We start from the raw sequence: 19,142 nt of genomic DNA, 5'->3' as shown, positions 1-19,142 counted from the left end.
TCCCGGCGCGGACTTCACGACCGGTGACACCAGAGGCCCGACGGCAGCGGGGAGGAAGCAGGACCGCACGATGAGCGCAGTGACCCTGTCCCAGGTGGCGCGGGAGGCCGGGGTGTCCCTGGCCACCGCCTCCCGGGTGCTCAACGGCTCGGACCGGCGGCCGGCGGAGGAGATCGCGGAGCGCGTGCGCCTGGCCGCGGAGACCCTCGGCTACGTGGCCAACGCGCAGGCCCAGGCGCTGGCCCGCTCCACCACCGAGCTCGTCGGGCTCGTGGTGCACGACATCGCCGACCCCTACTTCTCCTCGATCGCCAAGGGGGTGCAGCGCCGGGCCCGGGCCCACCGGCACCAGCTGCTGCTGGCCGCCACCAGCGGCACCGACCAGCTCGACGCGGTGTCCGCCTTCGCCGCCCACCGCACCGACGCCATCATCATGGCCGGCTCACGCCGGGAGAGCATCGACCCGCGGCTGCTCGCGGAGCTCGAGCGCTACCAGAAGAACGGCGGCCGCGTGGTGACCATCGGCCAGGACTGGCTGGAGGGCGCCGGGGCGGTCACGATCGACAACCGCAGCGCGGGGATGGACCTGACCGGCATGCTGGTCGCGGCCGGGCGGACCCGGTTCGCCTTCCTCGGCGGGCCGGACGATCTCACCACGGCGGCCGAGCGGCGCGCGGGGTTCCGGGCGGCCCTGACCAGGGCGGGGCTGACGGCCGAGGTGGAGACCGTACACGGCTTCGACAGTGAGGGCGGCTACGAGTCGATCCGCGACCTCGTGGGGCGCCTCGGTGCCGAGGGCCTGCGCGGGCTCGCGCTCGTCGCCGCCAACGACGTCATGGCGCTCGGCGCGATCGCGGCCCTGCGGCACGCGGGGCTGCACGTGCCGCAGGACCTCTGGGTGGCCGGGTTCGACGACATCCCGAACCTGCGGGACTTCTCCCCGGCGCTGACCACGGTCCGCTTCCCGCTGGAGGAGATCGGGGAGACGGCCGCGGACATCGCGCTCAGCGGCGACGCCCCCCGGGTGGAGCACGTCGTGGGCGAGCTCGTGCGGCGCGAGAGCGCCTGACCCGGGGAACGGACGAGGTGCCGCTGCCGGCGCGGGCCGGCAGCGGCACCTCGGGGGCGGCCGCGGGTGCTCAGAGGTGCGCGTCGGGGGCCTTGACGGCCAGGACCGGGCGGTCGGCCTGCAGCAGGATCCGCTGGGCGTGGGAGCCCATGATGAACTTGCCCACCTGCGTGCGCTGGCGCAGCCCGATGACGATCCGGGAGACGTCGTGCTCGCGGGCCAGGTCGAGGATCTCCTCGGCCAGGTCGCTGCGGTGGGACGGCTGCAGGACGGTGCAGGCCACCCCGGCGGCGGCCGCCGCGTCCGTGACGCGCCGGAGGTCGTCGTCGGAGGCCACGGTCGGGTCTGCCAGGGCGCCCTCCCGGACCGAGTTGACGACCAGCAGCGGCTCCTCGCGGAGGCGGGCCTCCTCGACGGCCGCCCGGAGAGCGGCCTCTCCGACGGGGGTGGGGACGTAACCAACGAGGATGCTCATGCGTTCTCCTTGACGGGGGTGCGGTCGGCGTCGTCGGCGGACTCCGCGGAGGATTCCGGGGACCGACGGCGCCGCACGGCGGACTGGACGAGGGGCAGAACGGCGACCAGCACGAACAGCAGCAGCAGGGTCGCCGAGATGGGCCGGGTGAAGAACCCGCTGGCGTCCCCCTCGAAGACCAGCAGGGACCGGCGCAGGTTGGATTCGAGCAGGGAGCCGAGGACGAAGGCCAGCACCAGCGGGCCCGGTTCGAACCCGTACTTCTTCATGAGGTAGCCGACCGCGCCGAACACGACCACCAGCATGACGTCGAACATCGAGTTGTTGATGGTGTAGGCGCCCAGCATCGTGATGAGGACCGTGATGGGCGCCAGGATGGCGCCCCGGACCCGCAGGATGCGCACGAAGATCCCGATCAGCGGGATCGACATGATCAGCAGCAGGATGTTGCCGATGTACATCGAGTTGACGACGCCCCAGAACAGCTCCGGGTCCTGCTGGACGAGCTGCGGGCCGGGCGTGACGCCCTGGATCAGCAGGGCGCCGAACATCAGGGCCATCGTGGCGTTGGCCGGGATGCCCAGGGTGAGCAGCGGGATGAAGGAGCTGGTGGCCGCGGCGTTGTTGGCCGTCTCGGGCCCGGCGACGCCCTCGACCGCCCCCCGGCCGAACCGCTCGGGCTGCTTGGCGCGCTTCTTCTCCATCGCGTAGGCGGCCATCGAGGAGATCGTGGCGCCGCCGCCGGGGAGGATGCCGAGGAAGAAGCCCAGGACGGACCCGCGGCCGATGGCCCCGGAGGACTGCTTGAGGTCGGCCCGGGAGGGCCAGACGTTCGAGACCTTGTCGGGGGCCTTGGCTGCCCGGTGGCGCTCCTCCAGGTTGTGCAGGATCTCGCCGAGGCCGAACAGGCCCATCGCGACGGGCACGAAGTCGATGCCGTCGGCGAGGTTGAGGTTGCCGAAGGTCAGCCGCTCGGCCCCGGTGAAGACGTCCCGGCCCACCGTGGCCAGCAGCAGCCCGAAGCAGGCGGCGATGAGCGCCTTGGCCTTGTTGCCGTTGCTGATGGTCGCCACCAGCAGGATCCCGAGCAGGGCCAGGGCCGTGTACTCGGGCGGGCCGAAGTCGAGGGCGAAGCCGGCCACCACCGGGGCGAGGAACGTCAGGCCGACGATGGCGACGGTGCCGCCGATGAAGGACCCGATCGCGGCGATGCCCAGGGCGGTGCCGGCTCGGCCCTGCTTGGCCATCATGTAGCCGTCGAAGACCGTGACCACGGAGCTGGCCTCCCCGGGCAGCCGGAGCAGCACCGAGGTGATCGTGCCGCCGTACTGGGCGCCGTAGAAGATGCCGGCGAGCATGATGATCGCCGTGACCGGTTCGATGCCGTAGGTCAGCGGCAGCAGGATGGCGATGGTCGCGGCCGGGCCGAGGCCCGGCAGCACGCCGATCAGCATGCCGATGACCACGCCCATCAGGCAGTACAGGAGGTTGGTCGGCTGGAGGACGACGCCAAAGCCGTCCAGGGCGGGTTGCAGGAAGTCCATGCGGGAGCCTTTGGTCGGTGGCCGCCGGGAGCGGCGGCCGTCAGAACAGGTGCGGGATCGACGTGCCGAGGGCAGTGATGAAGACGAGGTAGAACGCGACGACGACGAGCACGGAGTAAAGGGTCGCCGCCCGCCACGTCTCACCGCCCAGGAACTTCATCCAGACGAAGGACAGGAGCAGGGAGGGGATCTCGAACCCGATCACGGGCATGAGCAGCACCAGCCCGACCAGCGTCACGAAGCCGTAGACGGCCAGCAGCGACTCCCGGGTGAACTTCTCGCCCTCGCCCCCGCGCCGCCCCGTGACGAGGTGGCTCAGGCCGATCACCACGGCCACCACGCTGACCAGGAACGGCCACATGCCGGGGGCCGGCTGCTGCGGGGTGCCCAGCCCCATGCCCAGGGACAGCAGCGCCGCCGCGGCGGCGAGCGCCGTGACCGCCAGTGTCGACCCGAGCGCCGCGGCCCGTCCGCCGGGCGGGGGCCCTTCGGCCTCCCACTCGGCGGCGAGCTGCTCCGGGGTGAGGTCCTCGGCGGCGGCGTCCGCGTCGACCAGGACCTCGGTGACCTGGGGGCGGTCGTCGGTACGGGGATCTTTCATGGGGACGCTCCTGGGTGTGGTGGTCGACATGGCGGCGCGGAGGTCCTTCCTACTCGGCGAGGGAGATGTCGTACTCCTCGACGAGCTGCTGGTAGCGGTCGGCGAGCTCGGTCCACTCCTGCTCGACCTCCTCACCGGAGACCTCCCACGGGGTGAGCAGGTTCTGCTCGTTGAAGTCCTGGTAGGTCTCCGAGGCCACGGCGGCGTCGAAGGCCTCGACGAGCCGCGCCTTCACGTCGTCCGGGAGCCCCTCGGGGGCGGCCACGGCCCGGTACTGGGAGACCGGCACGTCGTAGCCGGACTCCACCGCGGTGGGCACGTCGGGCAGGAACTCGTTGCGGTCCTCGGAGAACACCACGATGGGCGTCACCTCACCGGCGTCGATCTGCGGCTTCGCCTCGCCCAGCTGGACGGTGGCGACCTGCACCTGGTCGCCGAGCACGGCGGTCAGCGCCGGGGCGCCGGAGTCGAAGGGCACCTCGGTGCCGGTGATGTCGGCCTGGGCGAACAGCACGGTCTGGGCGAGCTGGGAGCCCGTGCCCACGCCGGTGGTGCCGTAGCTGAAGGAGCCGGAGGCGTTCTTCACGTCGTCGAGGTTCTCGAAGCCGGACTCGCTGCTGGCCACCATGACGTAGTCGTCCTGGGAGAGGCCCTTGAGCACCTCGAGGTCGTCCAGGGACACGGCTTCCTCCTCGCCCACGGCGAGGGGAGTGATGGTGATCAGCGAGGCGTTGAGCAGGACCAGGTTCTGCCCGTCGGGCGCCGTGCCGGCGACCTCCTGGGTGGCGAGGGCGCCGTTGGCGCCGGGCTGGTTGACGACCGGCATCGGGACGCCGAGGTCCACCGCGGCGGCGTCGGCCACGGCACGGGCGATGAGGTCGGTGGAGCCGCCCGCCGCCTGGCCGACGGTCAGGGTGATGGGCTCCGAGGGGAACTCCTCGCCGGCGCCGGCGGACCCGCCGCCGACGTTGCCCCCGCACGCGGTGAGGGCGAGCAACGAGGTCGCCGCGGTCGCGCCGACCAGGACCTGGCGCAGCGATGTCTTCTTCATGGGAGCTCCTGACACTGGGAAGGACGGGGCGCTCCGGCGGAGTCGCCGGGGGCGCAGTGCTGTGAGTGCAGTCACAGGCGATGTGAGACTTGAGACTAGGAAGAGACTACGATGCGTGTCCAAGCCCATTCGTGCATTGAGTAATACCCGAAGGACATGATGTTCACTCTTGACCAGGCGCGGAGTTTCATTGCCGTCGCGGAGGAGCTGCACTTCGGCCGCGCGGCGGCGCGGCTCAACATGACCCAGCCCCCGCTGAGCCGGCAGATCCAGAAGCTGGAGAAGACGCTGGGCGTGGAGCTCCTGGAGCGGGACAACCGTCGCGTGGCCCTCACCGCCGCCGGACGGGCGTTCCTGGTGGAGTCGCGCAAGCTGGTGGTCGCGGCCGACCGTGCCCCGCTGCTGGCGCGCCGGATCGCCGCCGGGCGGTCGGGGGTGCTGCGCATCGGCTTCACGGCCGCCTCCGGCTTCAGCCTGCTCGGCCCGCTGCTGAGCGAGATCGAGCAGGTGCTGCCGGACGTCGACGTCGATCTGCAGGAGCTGGTGACGAGCGAGCAGCTGCACGCCCTCCAGGACGGGGACCTCGACCTCGGACTGGCCCGGCCGCCCTTCGACACGGAGGTCTTCGAGTCGCAGCTGCTGCTCGCCGAGGACCTGCTCGTGGCCGTTCCGGCCGACCACCCCCTGACCGCGCTCAAGCACCCCGTCACCTCGGCCGATCTCAAGGACCTGCCGCTGATCATGCACTCCCCCACCAAGGCGCGGTACTTCTACGACCACGTGGTGCGACTCGTGGAGGTGGAGCACCGCAACGTCGTCCACACCGTCAGTCAGGTCCTCACCATGGTCGCGCTCGTGGCCGCCGGACGTGGGCTCGCCTTCGTCCCCGAGTCCGCCCGCCTCCTGGGCATCCCCGGTGTTGCCTATCTCCGGCTCTCGAGCAGCTCCTCGGACTCGGTGGAGCTGCACGCCCTGTGGGACCGCCAGTCCCGCAACCCTGCCCTGCACCACCTGCTCGAGCTGCTGCGCACGCAGCTGCACTGAGCACGTCCCTCAATACCCTGGTGGCATCAGACCATTCACAAATGGGCTTGGACAGGCATCGACGCCCCTTCCTAGGGTGAGACGTGATTCCCGGGCACTCCGCCCCCACGCCTGACACGAAGGACGACGACCGTGGCTCAGCACACTCCGCAGGAACTCGCCGCTCGGCTCAAGGACGGCCTGCTGTCCTTCCCCGTGACCGCGTTCGACGCCGACCTGCTCTTCGACGAGCACACCTACCGCCAGCACCTGGCCTGGCAGGCCTCCTACCCCGTGGCCGGGCTCTTCGCCGCCGGCGGCACCGGGGAGGGCTTCTCCCTCACCGTGGAGGAGACCGCCACCGTGGTGGCCGCGGCCGTGGCCGAGGTCGGGGACACCGTCCCGGTGCTCGCCCCCGCCGCCGGCAACACCGCCCAGGCCATCCGCAACGCCACCGACGCCGCCGCCGCCGGGGCCGAGGGACTGCTGCTGCTGCCGCCCTACCTCACCGAGGCCGACCAGGAGGGCCTGCTCGCCCACGCCAGCGCGGTGTGCGCGGCCACCGACCTGGGCGTGATCGCCTACAACCGGGCCAACGCCGTCTACTCCGCCGAGACCATCGCCCGGCTGGCCGAGCGGCACGAGAACTTCATCGGGTTCAAGGACGGCATCGGCGACATCGAGCACCTCACCAAGGTCTACGCCGCCAACGGGGACCGGCTGTTCTACCTCGGCGGGCTGCCCACCGCCGAGACCTTCGCCCTGCCGCTGCTGCAGCTGGGGATGAGCACCTACTCCTCGGCGATGTACAACTTCGTCCCGGAGTTCGCCCTGGCCTTCTACGCCGACGTGCGCGCCCAGGACCGGGCGGCGGTGACCGAGAAGCTCAACCGGTTCGTGCTGCCCTACCTGCAGATCCGCGATCGGGCCAAGGGCTACGGGGTGTCGATCATCAAGGGCGGGCTCAAGGCCGTGGGTCGCGACGCCGGCGGGGTCCGCCCCCCGCTGCAGGACCTCACCGCCACCGACCTCGCCGACCTCAAGACCCTCATCGAGACCAGCAGCGCCACGACCTCGGGCACCAGCCTCCAGCGGGCCTGAGGCCCCGGCCGAGCCCCGTCCACCCGACCGCAGCACAGACAGCGAAGGAAATCCATGTCCGTGAGCACCCAGACCACCACCCTGTCCGGCCACTCGATCATCGCGGGCCGGGAGACCCCCGGCAACGCGGGCACCACCCACGGCATCGACCCGGCGACCAACGCCGAGCTCGGGCCGGCCTACACCCTGATCGACGAGGCCCAGCTCGCCGAGGCCACGGCCGCGGCCGAGCAGGCCTTCGAGTCCTTCAGCAGCCTCGACCCGGAGACCCACGCGAGCTTCCTCGAGAAGATCGCCGCCAACATCGAGGCCGCCGGCCCGGAGCTGGTGGACCGCGCGTCGACGGAGACCGGGCTGCCGAAGCCGCGCCTGCAGGGCGAGCTGGCGCGCACCACCGGCCAGCTGCGGCTCTTCGCCCGCGTCGTGCGCCAGGGCGACCACCGCGGCGTGCGCATCGAGCCGGCCCTGCCGGAGCGCACCCCGCTGCCCCGCCCGGACCTGCGCCAGCGCAAGGTGCCCCTCGGCCCGGTGGCCGTCTTCGGCGCCAGCAACTTCCCCTTCGCCTTCTCCACGGCCGGCGGTGACACGGCGTCGGCGCTGGCCGCGGGGTGCCCCGTGATCTTCAAGGCCCACAACGCCCACCCCGGCACCGGCGAGATCGTGGGCCGCGCCCTGACCGAGGCCGTGCGCGAGGCCGGCCTGCACCCCGGCGTCTTCTCCCTGGTCTACGGCCCCGGCGCGAGCATCGGCCAGGCCCTGGCCAAGGACCCCGCCGTCAAGGCCGTCGGCTTCACCGGGTCCCGCGGTGCGGGCACCGCGCTCATGGCCACGGCCGCCGCCCGCCCGGAGCCGATCCCCGTCTACGCGGAGATGAGCTCCATCAACCCGGTCTTCCTCTTCGACTCCGCCCTGAAGGGCGACGCCGACGAGTTCGCCCGCGCCTACGTCACCTCCCTGACCGGTTCCTCCGGGCAGCTGTGCACCAACCCGGGCCTGCTGTTCGTCCCCGCGGGTCCCGCCGGGGACGCGTTCCTCGCCGCCGTGGACCGGGCGCTGGCCGGCGCCGAGGGCGCGACCATGCTCACCCCGGGCATCGCCCGCTCGTGCCAGGAGGGCATCGACGCCCTGGCCGCGCAGGACGGGGTCGAGGTCGTGGCCCGGGGCAAGGAGGGATCCACCGAGAACGCCCCGGCCCCCGTGGTCTTCGGCACGCAGGTCCCCACCTTCCTGTCCAACCCGGTGCTGCAGGAGGAGATCTTCGGCGCGTCCTCCCTGGTGATCCGCTACGGGTCCGCCGAGGAGCTGGTGGCTGCCGCCCGCCGCATGGAGGGCCAGCTCACCGCGAGCCTGTTCCTGTCCGAGGAGGACTTCCCCACCGCCGCCCCGCTGCTGCCGGTGCTCGAGCGCAAGGTCGGGCGGATCCTCGCCAACGGCTGGCCGACCGGCGTCGACGTGGGCGAGGCCATGGTCCACGGCGGCCCGTTCCCGGCGACCTCCGACTCGCGGACCACCTCCGTGGGCACCCTGGCGATCGAGCGGTTCCTGCGCCCGGTGGCCTACCAGAACATCCCCGACGCCCTGCTGCCCGCCCCGGTGCAGGCCGCCAACCCCTGGCAGCTCAACCGGCGGGTCGACGGCCGCATCCAGCTGGCCGGGGACTCCGCGGGTGAGCAGGCATGAGCACCCAGCCGACCGTCGCCCGGGTGGAGGTCGTGCCGGTCGCCGGGCACGACTCCATGCTGCTGAACCTCTCCGGCGCCCACGGCCCCTTCTTCACCCGCAACGTCGTGATCGTGACGGACTCGGACGGGCGGACCGGCCTGGGCGAGGTGCCCGGCGGGGAGAAGATCCGCGCCACGATCGAGGAGGCCGGGTCCCTGATCACCGGGGAGCCGGTGGCCCTGTTCCGCACCCTGCTGCGCCGGATCGCCACGACGTTCGCCGACCGCGACGCCGGGGGCCGGGGGCTGCAGACCTTCGACCTGCGCACCACGGTGCACGCGGTGACCGGCGTCGAGTCCGCGCTGCTGGACCTGCACGGGCAGTTCCTGGGCGTGCCCGTGGCGGAGCTGCTCGGGGACGGCCGGCAGCGGGACGCCGTGCCGATGCTGGGCTACCTGTTCTTCGTGGGCGACCCGGACAGCACCGACCTGCCCTACCTGCGGGAGCCGGACGGCGCGGACGCCTGGGCGCGGGTGCGCCGGGAGCAGGCCATGACCCCGGAGGCGGTGGTGCGCCTGGCCGAGGCCTCGAAGGAGCGCTACGGCTTCACGGACTTCAAGCTCAAGGGCGGCGTCCAGGCCGGGGACGTGGAGGTCGACGCCGTCACGGCGATCAAGGAGCGCTTCCCCGAGGCGCGGGTGACCCTGGACCCCAACGGCGGCTGGCTCCTGGAGGAGGCGGTCCGGCTGGGCCGGCGGATGCAGGGCGTCGTCGCCTACGCGGAGGACCCGTGCGGGGCCGAGGGCCGGTTCTCGGGCCGCGAGGTGATGGCGGAGTTCCGGCGGGCCACGGGGCTGCGCACGGCCACGAACATGATCGCCACCGACTGGCGGGAGATGTCCCACGCGGTGCGGTCCAACGCCGTGGACATCCCCCTGGCGGACCCGCACTTCTGGACGATGGCCGGGTCCGTGCGCGTGGCGCAGCTGTGCCACGAGTTCGGCCTGACGTGGGGCTCCCACTCGAACAACCACTTCGACATCTCGCTGGCCATGTTCACCCACGTGGGCGCGGCGGCCCCCGGGGAGATCACCGCGCTGGACACCCACTGGATCTGGCAGGACGGCCAGGGCCTCACCCAGGAGCCGCTGCGCATCCGGGACGGCGCGATCGAGGTCCCGGCCGCCCCGGGTCTCGGCGTGGCGCTGGACCGCGAGCGCCTGGCGGAGGCGCACGAGCTCTACCTCGAGCACGGCCTCGGCGCCCGCGACGACGCCGCGGCCATGCAGTACCTGATCGAGGGCTGGAGCTTCGACCCCAAGCGGCCCTGCCTGGTCCGCTGAACCGGGGGCCGAGAACCGGATGACGGGGGTGCTGCTGGGCTTCGGCGTGGTCGCCGTGATCGCGCTGCTCGGCTTCGCCACCTCCGCGCTGCTGCACGGTGAGGCCCGCACCATGCGTGCGGGCCTCACCCCTGTCGTCTACTACCTCACCAACCCGGCGCTGATGCTGGTGCTCGTCGCGGGCACCGACCTCGGGGCCGTGCTCGGGGTCTACACCCCGATCGCCCTCGTCACCGCCGCGGTGGCGGGGGCGGTCTTCGCCCTGTACAGCGGTGCGCTGCTGCGCCGCGGGGCGGCGCGCACGGCGGTCGGCGCGATGGCCTCCTCCTACGTCAACGCCGGGAACATCGGGCTGCCCATCGCCCTCTACGCGGTGGGCAGCGCCGCCCCCGTGGTCTCGGTCCTGCTCGCCCAGCTGCTGGTCGTGGCGCCGGCGTACCTCCTCGTGTTCTCGTGGGTCACCCGCCCGTCCCGGCGCGCCGGTCCGGGCGCGGCGACGGCGGCCAGGACCCCGGCCCGGACCGGGGCGCCGACCGGCACGTCGACCGGGCGCACGATCCTGCGCTCGGTCGCCAATCCGGTGACGATCGGCACCGCGCTGGGGGTGCTGCTCTCCGCCACCGGACTGACGGTGCCCGAGGTGCTCTGGGTCCCCCTGGAGATGCTCGGTCAGGCGTCCGTCCCCCTGCTGCTCCTGCTGTTCGGCATGAGCCTGCACGGGCAGCGGCCGTTCCGCACCCGTGCCCTGGTGCCGGACGTGATCGGCGGGACGCTGGTCAAGGTCGCGCTCATGCCGGTCGTGGCGTGGGGGATCGCCCGCTTCGGCTTCGGCCTGGGCGGCACCGAGCTGCTGGGGGTCGTCGTCATGGCGGCCCTGCCCACGGCCCAGAACGTGTTCCTCTTCTCGTCCCAGTTCCGGATGCCCGCCGACGCGGGGCGCGACATCATCCTCCTCAGTTCGTTCCTGTCCTTCCCGGCCGTCCTCCTCGCCGGCCTGCTCCTGCGCTGACGCCACGGCCCGCCCGGGCGGGGCGGCCGGGAACGCGCGAGGACCGAGGGCTCCCGTCGTACCCTGGGACCCGGCCCGGGCCTCGTGGCACCGGACCAGCCCCTGACGCCCGAGGAGACCGCCCGTGCCCACCCCGTCCGCCGTGCAGCAGGCCCCCACTCCGACCTCGCGCCGGGCCCTGCTCTACCTGGGGGTCTGCGTGGTGCTGGTGGGGCTGAACCTGCGCACGGTCTTCTCCAGCTTCGCCGCGATCCTGCCGGAGATCACCGCCGCGGCCGGCCTGCCCTCCTGGGCGGTGACCGTGCTGACCACGGCCCCGGTGACGCTGCTGGGGGTGTTCGCCCCGCTCGCCCCGCGGCTGGCCCGCCGGTACGGGGCGGAGACCGTGCTGCTGGGGGCCATGGTGCTGCTCGCCGCCGGGCTGGCCGCCCGCGGGCTGCCTCTGCCCGCGGGCGCCACCGTGCCGCTGCTGCTGGCCGGCACCCTGGCCTGCGGGGCGGCGATCGCGGTGGGCAACGTGCTGCTGCCCTCGATCGTGAAGCGGGACTTCGCCCACCGCCTCGGGCTGATGAGCGGGCTCTACACCACCGCCATCGCCGCCTCCGCCGCGCTCGGGGCGGGGCTGACCTACCCGCTGTTCCAGGCCACGGGCTCCTGGCGGGCGGGCCTGGCCGGGTGGGCGGCACCGGCCGCCCTGGTGGTCCTGCTCCTGCTCCCGGTGGCGGCCCGCCACCGCATCCCCGCGCCCCCGGCCGCGGCCGCGGGCGGCGGCGGGGACAGCCCCTGGCGGTCGCCGGTGGCCTGGCAGATCACCGGGTTCATGGTCTTCCAGGCGATGATGTCCTTCAGCGTCTTCGCCTGGCTCGCCCCCATCCTGCGCGAACGGGGGGTCGACGGGGCCACCGCGGGGGTGATCGTGGCGGTGTCCATCCTGCTGCAGATGACCGGCTCGCTGTTCGCCCCGGCCCTGGCGGTGCGTCTGGCCGACCAGCGGGTCCTCAACGCCGTGGTGGCGCTGATGGCCGGCGGCGGGTTCGTGCTCTCGATCTTCGGCCCCCTCGAGCTGATCTGGGTCTGGACCGGGCTGCTGGGGCTGGGCCAGGGCGCCCTGACCGCCGTGGCCCTGACCATGATCGCCCTGCGCACCCGCAGCGCCACCATGGCTGTGCGGCTGTCCGGGATGATGCAGGGCGTCGGCTACGGCCTGGGCTCCTCGGGCACCTTCCTGGTCGGGCAGCTGCTGCACGCCACCGGCGGCTTCGCCGCCGCCGGCGTCATGTTCGCCGTGGTCGGCGCCCTCGCCGCGGTCTTCGGCTGGCAGGCCGGGCGGGACCGCGCGGTGCAGGAGCGCTGAGCGCTCAGGCCGGGCGGGGCGGGGCGGTCGAGGACCGCTCGACCAGCGAGGTCTGCAGCTGCAGCGGGTGGGTGCGGCGGGACCCGCCGGCCAGCAGGGCGAGCGCCCGTTCGACCGCCATCTCCCCCATGGCGTGCAGGGGCTGGCGCACCGTGGTCAGCTTCGGCGAGGCCCAGCGGGCGATCAGCGTGTCGTCAAAGCCCACGACGCTCAGGTCCTCGGGCACCCGCAGGGACGCCTGCCGCGCCGCCTCGAACGCGCCCAGCGCGGCCTCGTCGGACGCGGCGAACAGCGCGGTCGGCGGGTCCTCGAGCGCGAGCAGCTGCTGGGCGGCGGCGAAGCCGGCCTCGTAGCTGAAGCCGTCCCCCGCCACGAGCCGGGGCTCGCGCGGGAGCTCCGCGCTCTCCAGGGCGCTGCGGTACCCGGCCAGGCGCTCGCGAGCCGGCACCGATCCACCGGCGCCGGCGAGGTGGCCGATCCGGCGGTGCCCGAGCTCGGCCAGGTGCGTGGTGGCCGCGTAGCCCCCGGCCCAGTTCGTGGAGCCGATGCTCGGCACCGTGGAGGGCAGGCTGTTGACCGGGTCGATGGCCACCAGCGGGACCTGTGCGTGGGCCGCCGCCGCCACCTGCTCCGCGGTCAGGGGCGTGGTCACGGCCACGACCGCCGTCTCCCCCTTCCGGCCGCAGACCGCGAACCAGTCGTCGGAGAAGGGCGGGAGGTCGCCCTGCTCGAGGGCGGGCAGGGCGTTCAGCAGCAGGTCGGCGTCGGCGCGCCCGCAGGCGTCCACGGCACCGGCCATGACCTGCAGCGAGTAGTTGCTCTCCAGGGTGTCGAACACCAGCACGATCGCCGGACGGGGGCGCCGCGCGGCGGCGCCCGTGTAGCCCAGCTCCGCGGCCGCGACCCGGACCTTCTCCCGGGTCTCCTCCCCCACGTCGGGGCGCCCGTTGAGCACCTTCGAGACGGTGCCCTTGGACACCCCGGCCTGTGCGGCGACCTCGCTCAGGGTCGTTCTCTTCATGCGGCCGGCTCCTCGGACGTCGGGCACCCTGCGGTGCACGGCGAAACGTTTCGTTACGTCAAATGTAGTGGTTCAGCTCACACCGAGGGGTTGACGGGTGTGAAACAGGCCACTTACGCTTCTCGCAACGAAACGCTATACGAAAAGTTTCGTAAGCGCAATGCATCACCGGACGCTGAGGAGCACGCCATGACCACCGACCGCACCCGCCGCACCGCCCCCGCCCTGTGGACCCCGTTCTCCCGGCGGTCGCTGTCCCGCATCGCGCTCGTGGGCGCCGCGGCCCTGACCCTGGCCGGGTGCGGCGGCGGCGCGCAGCCGGGCCAGGCCGCCGGCGCCAGCGCCTGGACCCTGACCGGCGGCGCGGAGGAGACCTTCCGCACCTCCTTCCAGGAGTGGAACGACGCGCACGCGGAGGAGCCCATCACCGCCGAGTACTTCGCCAACGACGCGTTCAAGGAGAAGATCCGCACCAGCGTGGGCTCGGGCAACGCCCCGACGCTGATCTACAACTGGGGCGGGGACAACCTCGAGAGCTACGTGGAGAACGGCGACGTGGTGGAGCTGACCGGCAAGATCCCGGGCATGGAGGAGCGCGCGCTCGACTCCGTCCTGGAGACCGGCACGGTGGACGGGAAGCTCTACGCGGTCCCGAACAACAACACCCAGCCGGTGATCCTGTACTACAACACCAAGCTCTTCGAGCAGGCCGGGGTGAAGGTGCCCACCACGTGGGAGGAGATGCTGGACGCCGTGGAGGCCTTCAAGGCCGAGGGCGTCACGCCGATCTCCGTGGCCGGCTCCAGCCAGTGGCCGTACCTGATGTGGATCCAGTACCTCACCGACCGGATCGGCGGCCCGGAGGTCTTCCAGGCGATCGTGGACGGTGAGGAGAACGCCTGGTCCGACCCCGCGATCACGGAGGCGCTCGAGAAGATCCAGGAGCTCGTGGAGGCCGGCGGCTTCGGCGACGCCTACGGCTCGGTGGTGGCCGACGCGGGCGCCGACGTCGCCCTGGTGCACACCGACCAGGCGGCCATGATGCTGCACGGCAGCTGGGTGTACTCCAGCTTCCTCACCGACGCCCCGGAGTGGACCGCGGAGGGCAACCTCGGCTACACCACCTTCCCCGAGATCGAGGGCGGACAGGGCGACCCGCAGAACATCGTGGGCAACCCCGCGAACTTCTGGGCCGTGTCCGCGGACGCCAGCGAGGAGGAGCAGCAGACGGCCTTCGAGTACCTCGAGCAGATGAACCTCGACGACACGGCGGTCGACACGCTCTTCGACGCCGGCCTGATCCCGGCGGTGGACGGCGTGGAGGACAAGATCGACGAGACCGAGCACCCGGAGTACCTCGACTTCGCCTACTCGATGGTCCAGGACGCGCCGCACTTCCAGCTCTCCTGGGACCAGGCGCTGCCGGCCGACCAGGGCCAGGCCCTGCTGACCAACCTCAGCCAGGTCTTCGCCGGTGAGATGACCCCCGAGCAGTTCCAGACCGCGATGAACGGGACGCTGTGATGCTGCTGCGCGCGCCCGCCCGGCGCAGGGCCCGGGCGGGCGCGGGACCCAGCAACTGGCTGCTGGCCCCCGCCCTGGCCTTCTTCGGCATCTTCTCGATCGGCCCGCTGCTGGGCGTGCTGGTGCTGTCCTTCATGGAGTGGGACGGTCTCGGCACGCCGCAGTGGGCGGGGGGCGGGAACTGGGTGTCGGTGCTCGAGAACCCGGTCTCGCGCCAGGCGATGTGGCTGACCGTGAAGCTGACCCTGCTCAGCTACGCCGTCCAGTTCCCGCTGAGCCTGCTGCTCGGGGTGTTCATGGCCGGTCAGCAGCGCTACCGCGAGTTCCTCTCGGTGCTGTACTTCCTGCCGATGCTCTTCTCGGCCGCCGCGATCGGCATCGCCTTCAAGGCCCTCCTGGACCCGAACTTCGGGCTGTCCCAGGCCTTCGACGCGGCCGTGCTCCGGCAGGACTGGCTCGGCCGGCCGGACCTGGCGTTCTACGTGGTCGTGTTCGTCATCTCCTGGTCGTTCATCCCGTTCCACTCGCTGCTCTACCAGGCGGGCGTGCGGCAGATCCCGCAGAGCATGTACGAGGCCGCCACGCTCGACGGCGCCGGGACCGTGCGGAAGTTCTTCGCGATCACGCTCCCGCAGCTGAAGTACACGATCGTCACGTCCTCGACGCTGATGCTGGTCGGGTCGCTGACCTACTTCGACCTGGTCTTCAGCCTCACCGGCGGCGGACCGGGCACCGCGACCCGGATCCTGCCCCTGGACATGTACCTGACCGGTTTCCGCAGCAACCAGATGGGCGAGGCCAGTGTCCTGGCGGTCATCCTCGTCGCCGTGGGCCTCACGCTCGCCCTCGGCCTGCAACGGCTCACCGGGGCCGACAAGATGGAGAGCCAGGCGGAAGGTGCGTAGCCCCATGAGCACACGTCCTGCGGACACCCGTCCCCACAGCACCGGCAGCACGGGCACCCGCCCCACGGCCCCTCGCCCGGCGGAGCCCCGCCCCGGGGGCGCCGCTCCCGCCCGCCGCCGGCGCCGGGGCGTCCCCAACATCCCGGCGGCCGTGGGCGGATGGCTGTGGCTGGCCGTCATCATCGTCCCGATCTACTACATCGCGATCACCAGCACGAAGCCCCGGGAGGACTACTACTCCACCAACCCCCTGGTGCCCTCGGCGCCGACGTTCACGCCGTACCTGACGGTGCTGCAGAACCAGTTCGTCCAGTACTTCCTCAACAGCGTGGTGGTGGTCGTCGGCACGGTGGCGGGGATCGTGTTCCTGTCCCTGCTGGCGTCCTACGTGATCGTGCGCAGCCGCACCGGGCTGGCCGTGTTCTCGAACCGGCTGTTCCTGCTGGGCATCGCCATCCCGATCCAGGCCACGATCATCCCGATCTACCTGATCATCGTGCAGCTGGGCCTCTACGACACCCTGGCGGCGCTGATCCTGCCCGGCATCGCCTCCGGGATCCCGATCACGGTCCTGATCCTGACCAACTTCATGCGCGACATCCCCAACGAGCTCTACGAGTCCATGACCCTCGACGGGGCCGGGGACTGGAAGGTCTTCCGCACGCTCGTGCTGCCGCTGAGCATGCCCGCCGTCACCACCGTGGGCGTCTACAACGCGCTGAACAGCTGGAACAACTTCCTCTTCCCGCTGATCCTCACCCAGAGCTCCGAGAAGCGCACCCTGCCGCTGTCCCTGTGGACCTACCAGGGGGAGTTCCAGGCGGACATCCCCGCCGTCCTGGCCGCCGTCGTCCTCTCGGCGCTGCCGATCCTCGTCCTCTACGTCTTCGGGCGCCGCCAGCTCGTCGCCGGGCTCACCGCCGGCTTCGGCAAGTGACGCGCCCACCAACCCGAAGGAACCCCATGACCTCGCCCAGCACCCCGTCCAGCACCCCGCCCGGCACCCCGGTGTGGAACGACCCGTCCCGCCCCGTCGGCGAGCGGGTCGACGCCCTCCTGCAGGAGCTCACCCTCGAGGAGAAGGCCGGCCAGCTCGGCAGCTACTGGCTGCGCCCGGACCCGGAGGAGGCCACCGGCGGGGCCGCCCCCATGGAGTCCGCCTTCGCCAACGACCGCTCCACCTTCGAGGCCGCGATCGCCCACGGGCTGGGCCACATCACCCGCGCCTTCGGCAGCGCCCCGATCTCCGCGGCGGACGGGGTGGAGCACCTGCGCACCCTGCAGCGCCAGGTCGTGGGCACCTCGCGGCTGGGGATCCCCGCGATCGCCCACGAGGAGTGCCTCACCGGCTTCACCACCCTGGGGGCCACCTGCTACCCGGCCGCGATCGCCTGGGGCGCCGCGTTCGACCCCGAGCTGGTCCGCACCATGGCCCGGCGGATCGGCGCCGACATGAAGGGGGTGGGCGTCCACCTCGGCCTCTCCCCCGTGCTCGACGTCGTGCGCGACTACCGCTGGGGTCGCGTCGAGGAGACCGTCGGCGAGGACCCCTACCTCGTGGGGGCCCTGACCACCGAGTACGTGCGCGGGCTCCAGGAGGCCGGCGTGATCGCCACCCTCAAGCACTTCGCCGGCTACTCCACCTCCCGGGCCGGACGCAACCACGCCCCCGTCTCGATCGGCCCGCGCGAGCTCCGCGACGTCGTGCTCGTGCCCTTCGAGATGGCGGTGCGGATCGGGCGGGTCGGCGCGGTGATGAACTCCTACGCGGACGTCGACGGCGTCCCGCCCGCCGCCGACCCCGAGCTGCTCACCACGCTGCTGCGGGACGAGTGGGGCTTCGAGGGCACGGTCGTCTCCGACTACTGGGCCGTCAGCTTCCTCGAGTCCATGCACCACGTCGCGACCGACCCGCGGGACGCCGGCGTGCAGTCGCTCGCGGCCGGGATGGACGTCGAGCTGCCCGAGACCAGCTGCTTCGCCGACCTCGCCGCCGCCGTGCGGGAAGGGGCCCTCGAGGAGTCGCTCCTGGACCGCGCGGTGCGCCGGGTGCTGACCCAGAAGGTCGAGCTCGGCCTGCTCGACGAGGGATTCGACCCCGGCACCGCCGGCGGGGCCGTGGACCTCGACTCCGCGGACAACCGCCGGCTGGCCCGGCGCATGGCCGAGGAGTCCATCGTCCTGCTGAAGAACGACGGCGTGCTGCCGCTCTCCGGCGACACCGACCGGACGATCGCCGTCATCGGCCCCAGCGCCGCCCAGCCCCGCTCCTTCCTGGGCTGCTACAGCTTCACCAACCACGTCCTGTCCCGCTTCGGCGAGTCCGGCACCGGCATCGAGATCACCTCGATAGTGGACGCCCTCACCGAGGAGTTCGCGGACGGGGGCACCACGTTCCGCCACGCCCGCGGCGTCGACTTCACGGACCCGGACACCAGCGGCATCGCCGAGGCGGTGGCCGCCGCCGAGGAGGCCGACCTCGCGGTCGTGACCGTGGGCGACCTCGCGGGGCTGTTCGGCACGGGCACCTCCGGGGAGGGCTGCGACGTGGTGGACCTGTCCCTGCCCGGCCGGCAGGCCGAGCTCGTCGAGGCGGTGCTGGCCACGGGCACCCCGGTGGTCCTCGTGCTCGTCACCGGCCGCCCCTACAGCCTCGGGGCGTTCGACGACCGCTGCGCCGCCGTGGTGCAGGCCTTCATGCCGGGCGAGGAGGGCGGCCACGCCGTCGCCGGGGTGCTCTCCGGCCGGGTGAACCCCTCCGGGCGGCTGCCCGTGGGCATCCCCCGGCACGTGGGCGGGCAGCCCGGAACCTACCTGACCCCCACCCTGGGCGGGTACGCGGAGGGGGTCTCCAACCTGGACCCCCGGCCGCTCTACCCGTTCGGCCACGGCATCGGCTACTCCACGTTCTCCTACGACGCCTTGGAGCTCTCCGCCGCGCAGATCGGCGCCGACGGCACCGTGGACGCCGCCGTGACCGTGACCAACACGTCCGAGCGGGCCGGGCAGGAGGTCGTCCAGCTCTACCTGAGCGACCCGGTGGCCCAGGTGGTCCGGCCGGTGAAGATGCTCGTCGGCTTCGCCAAGATCGCCCTGGAGCCCGGGCAGAGCGCCCGGGTCGTCTTCCACCTGCACGCCGACCGCACCGCGTTCACCGGGCGCGCCATGCGCCGGATCGTCGAGCCGGGCGAGTTCGTCCTGCGCGCCGGGCCCTCCAGCGAGGACCTCCCCCTGGAGGACCGGTTCGTGGTCACCGGCCCGGTGCGCGACGTGGAGGACGTCGAGCGCGTCCTCACCACCCCCGTCGACGTCGAGGTCGCCGACCGCGCGCTCGCCGCCGACGCCTCCTGAACCCGGGGCGCGGGCCGCCGCGCGGCCCGCGCCCCGTCCACTCCTCCGGATCCCCCCTGGGGAGACCGCGCGCCGGCCCTCGTGGCCGGCCCCCGGTCCGCCCCGACCT

The 19,142-nt window shown here is 72.6% G+C and carries 16 protein-coding genes; 11 read left to right on the top strand and 5 right to left on the bottom strand.

Translation table 11 applies throughout. The features are described from left to right. Nucleotides 1-70 precede the first annotated feature (70 nt). The gene (locus PU704_RS16175; protein WP_277552012.1) at nucleotides 71-1,069 is read left to right on the top strand and encodes a LacI family DNA-binding transcriptional regulator; all 999 of its coding nucleotides are present in this window, start codon (nucleotides 71-73) and stop codon (nucleotides 1,067-1,069) included. Between the two features lie 70 nt (nucleotides 1,070-1,139). On the opposite strand, the gene PU704_RS16170 is transcribed toward PU704_RS16175, so the two are convergent. The 4 genes from PU704_RS16170 to PU704_RS16155 are packed head-to-tail and all read right to left on the bottom strand — an operon-like array spanning nucleotide 1,140 to nucleotide 4,740. After that, on the bottom strand, nucleotides 1,140-1,544 hold the full coding sequence (locus PU704_RS16170) for a universal stress protein (protein ID WP_047803110.1): 405 nt from the start codon (nucleotides 1,542-1,544) through the stop codon (nucleotides 1,140-1,142). Further along, nucleotides 1,541-3,088: a tripartite tricarboxylate transporter permease gene (locus tag PU704_RS16165; protein WP_277552011.1), complete on the bottom strand. Its 1,548-nt coding sequence runs from the start codon at nucleotides 3,086-3,088 to the stop codon at nucleotides 1,541-1,543. Before PU704_RS16165 ends, PU704_RS16170 begins: the two co-directional genes overlap by 4 nt. 40 nt (nucleotides 3,089-3,128) lie before the next feature. Beyond that, nucleotides 3,129-3,689 carry a tripartite tricarboxylate transporter TctB family protein gene (locus PU704_RS16160; protein ID WP_075871632.1) on the bottom strand — a complete coding sequence of 187 codons (561 nt, stop codon included), beginning with the start codon at nucleotides 3,687-3,689 and terminating at the stop codon, nucleotides 3,129-3,131. A 49-nt stretch (nucleotides 3,690-3,738) separates the two neighbouring features. Beyond that, on the bottom strand, nucleotides 3,739-4,740 hold the full coding sequence (locus tag PU704_RS16155) for a tripartite tricarboxylate transporter substrate binding protein (RefSeq protein ID WP_047803113.1): 1,002 nt from the start codon (nucleotides 4,738-4,740) through the stop codon (nucleotides 3,739-3,741). A gap of 159 nt (nucleotides 4,741-4,899) precedes the next feature. On the opposite strand from PU704_RS16155, the gene PU704_RS16150 reads away from it, so the two are divergent. From PU704_RS16150 to PU704_RS16125, 6 genes are all read left to right on the top strand, one after another. Then, entirely contained in the window at nucleotides 4,900-5,784 is an 885-nt protein-coding gene (locus PU704_RS16150) for a LysR family transcriptional regulator (RefSeq protein WP_047803114.1), read from the top strand. A 132-nt stretch (nucleotides 5,785-5,916) separates the two neighbouring features. Next, complete coding sequence (gene kdgD / locus PU704_RS16145; protein WP_047803115.1) at nucleotides 5,917-6,864, top strand: 5-dehydro-4-deoxyglucarate dehydratase; 948 nt, start codon at nucleotides 5,917-5,919, stop codon at nucleotides 6,862-6,864. Between the two features lie 54 nt (nucleotides 6,865-6,918). Further along, a complete protein-coding gene (locus PU704_RS16140) occupies nucleotides 6,919-8,544 on the top strand; it encodes an aldehyde dehydrogenase (NADP(+)) (RefSeq protein WP_075871634.1) in 1,626 nt (541 codons plus the stop codon). Continuing rightward, entirely contained in the window at nucleotides 8,541-9,869 is a 1,329-nt protein-coding gene (locus PU704_RS16135; protein ID WP_047803117.1) for an enolase C-terminal domain-like protein, read from the top strand. Before PU704_RS16140 ends, PU704_RS16135 begins: the two co-directional genes overlap by 4 nt. Before the next feature lie 19 nt (nucleotides 9,870-9,888). Next, complete coding sequence (locus PU704_RS16130) at nucleotides 9,889-10,878, top strand: AEC family transporter (RefSeq protein WP_277552010.1); 990 nt, start codon at nucleotides 9,889-9,891, stop codon at nucleotides 10,876-10,878. Nucleotides 10,879-11,002: 124 nt separating this feature from the next. Next, nucleotides 11,003-12,232 (top strand): MFS transporter, encoded by a 1,230-nt coding sequence (locus PU704_RS16125; RefSeq protein WP_047803119.1) that lies wholly within the window; start codon nucleotides 11,003-11,005, stop codon nucleotides 12,230-12,232. 4 nt (nucleotides 12,233-12,236) lie between these two features. On the opposite strand, the gene PU704_RS16120 is transcribed toward PU704_RS16125, so the two are convergent. Further along, entirely contained in the window at nucleotides 12,237-13,253 is a 1,017-nt protein-coding gene (locus tag PU704_RS16120; RefSeq protein WP_277552009.1) for a LacI family DNA-binding transcriptional regulator, read from the bottom strand. A gap of 189 nt (nucleotides 13,254-13,442) precedes the next feature. Between PU704_RS16120 and PU704_RS16115 the strand changes: the two genes are divergently transcribed. Genes PU704_RS16115 through PU704_RS16100 form a run of 4 tightly spaced genes read left to right on the top strand, consistent with a single transcriptional unit; the run spans nucleotide 13,443 to nucleotide 19,033 of the window. Further along, the gene (locus PU704_RS16115) at nucleotides 13,443-14,777 is read left to right on the top strand and encodes an extracellular solute-binding protein (RefSeq protein ID WP_139318462.1); all 1,335 of its coding nucleotides are present in this window, start codon (nucleotides 13,443-13,445) and stop codon (nucleotides 14,775-14,777) included. Beyond that, nucleotides 14,777-15,682, top strand: a complete 906-nt coding sequence (locus PU704_RS16110; protein WP_277552008.1) for a carbohydrate ABC transporter permease — start codon at nucleotides 14,777-14,779, stop codon at nucleotides 15,680-15,682. The genes PU704_RS16115 and PU704_RS16110 overlap by 1 nt, the downstream gene beginning before the upstream one ends. 4 nt (nucleotides 15,683-15,686) lie before the next feature. Further along, the gene (locus PU704_RS16105) at nucleotides 15,687-16,619 is read left to right on the top strand and encodes a carbohydrate ABC transporter permease (protein ID WP_082157332.1); all 933 of its coding nucleotides are present in this window, start codon (nucleotides 15,687-15,689) and stop codon (nucleotides 16,617-16,619) included. Nucleotides 16,620-16,645: 26 nt separating this feature from the next. After that, entirely contained in the window at nucleotides 16,646-19,033 is a 2,388-nt protein-coding gene (locus tag PU704_RS16100; protein WP_075871637.1) for a glycoside hydrolase family 3 N-terminal domain-containing protein, read from the top strand. The last annotated feature ends 109 nt before the right edge of the window (nucleotides 19,034-19,142 follow it).

Origin of the sequence: Kocuria oceani, assembly GCF_029524215.1 — a bacterium.
In the GTDB taxonomy this organism is placed as follows: domain Bacteria; phylum Actinomycetota; class Actinomycetes; order Actinomycetales; family Micrococcaceae; genus Kocuria; species Kocuria oceani.
Note: the sequence above shows the minus strand (reverse complement) of the source record. Positions and strands in the feature narration are given on the sequence as shown.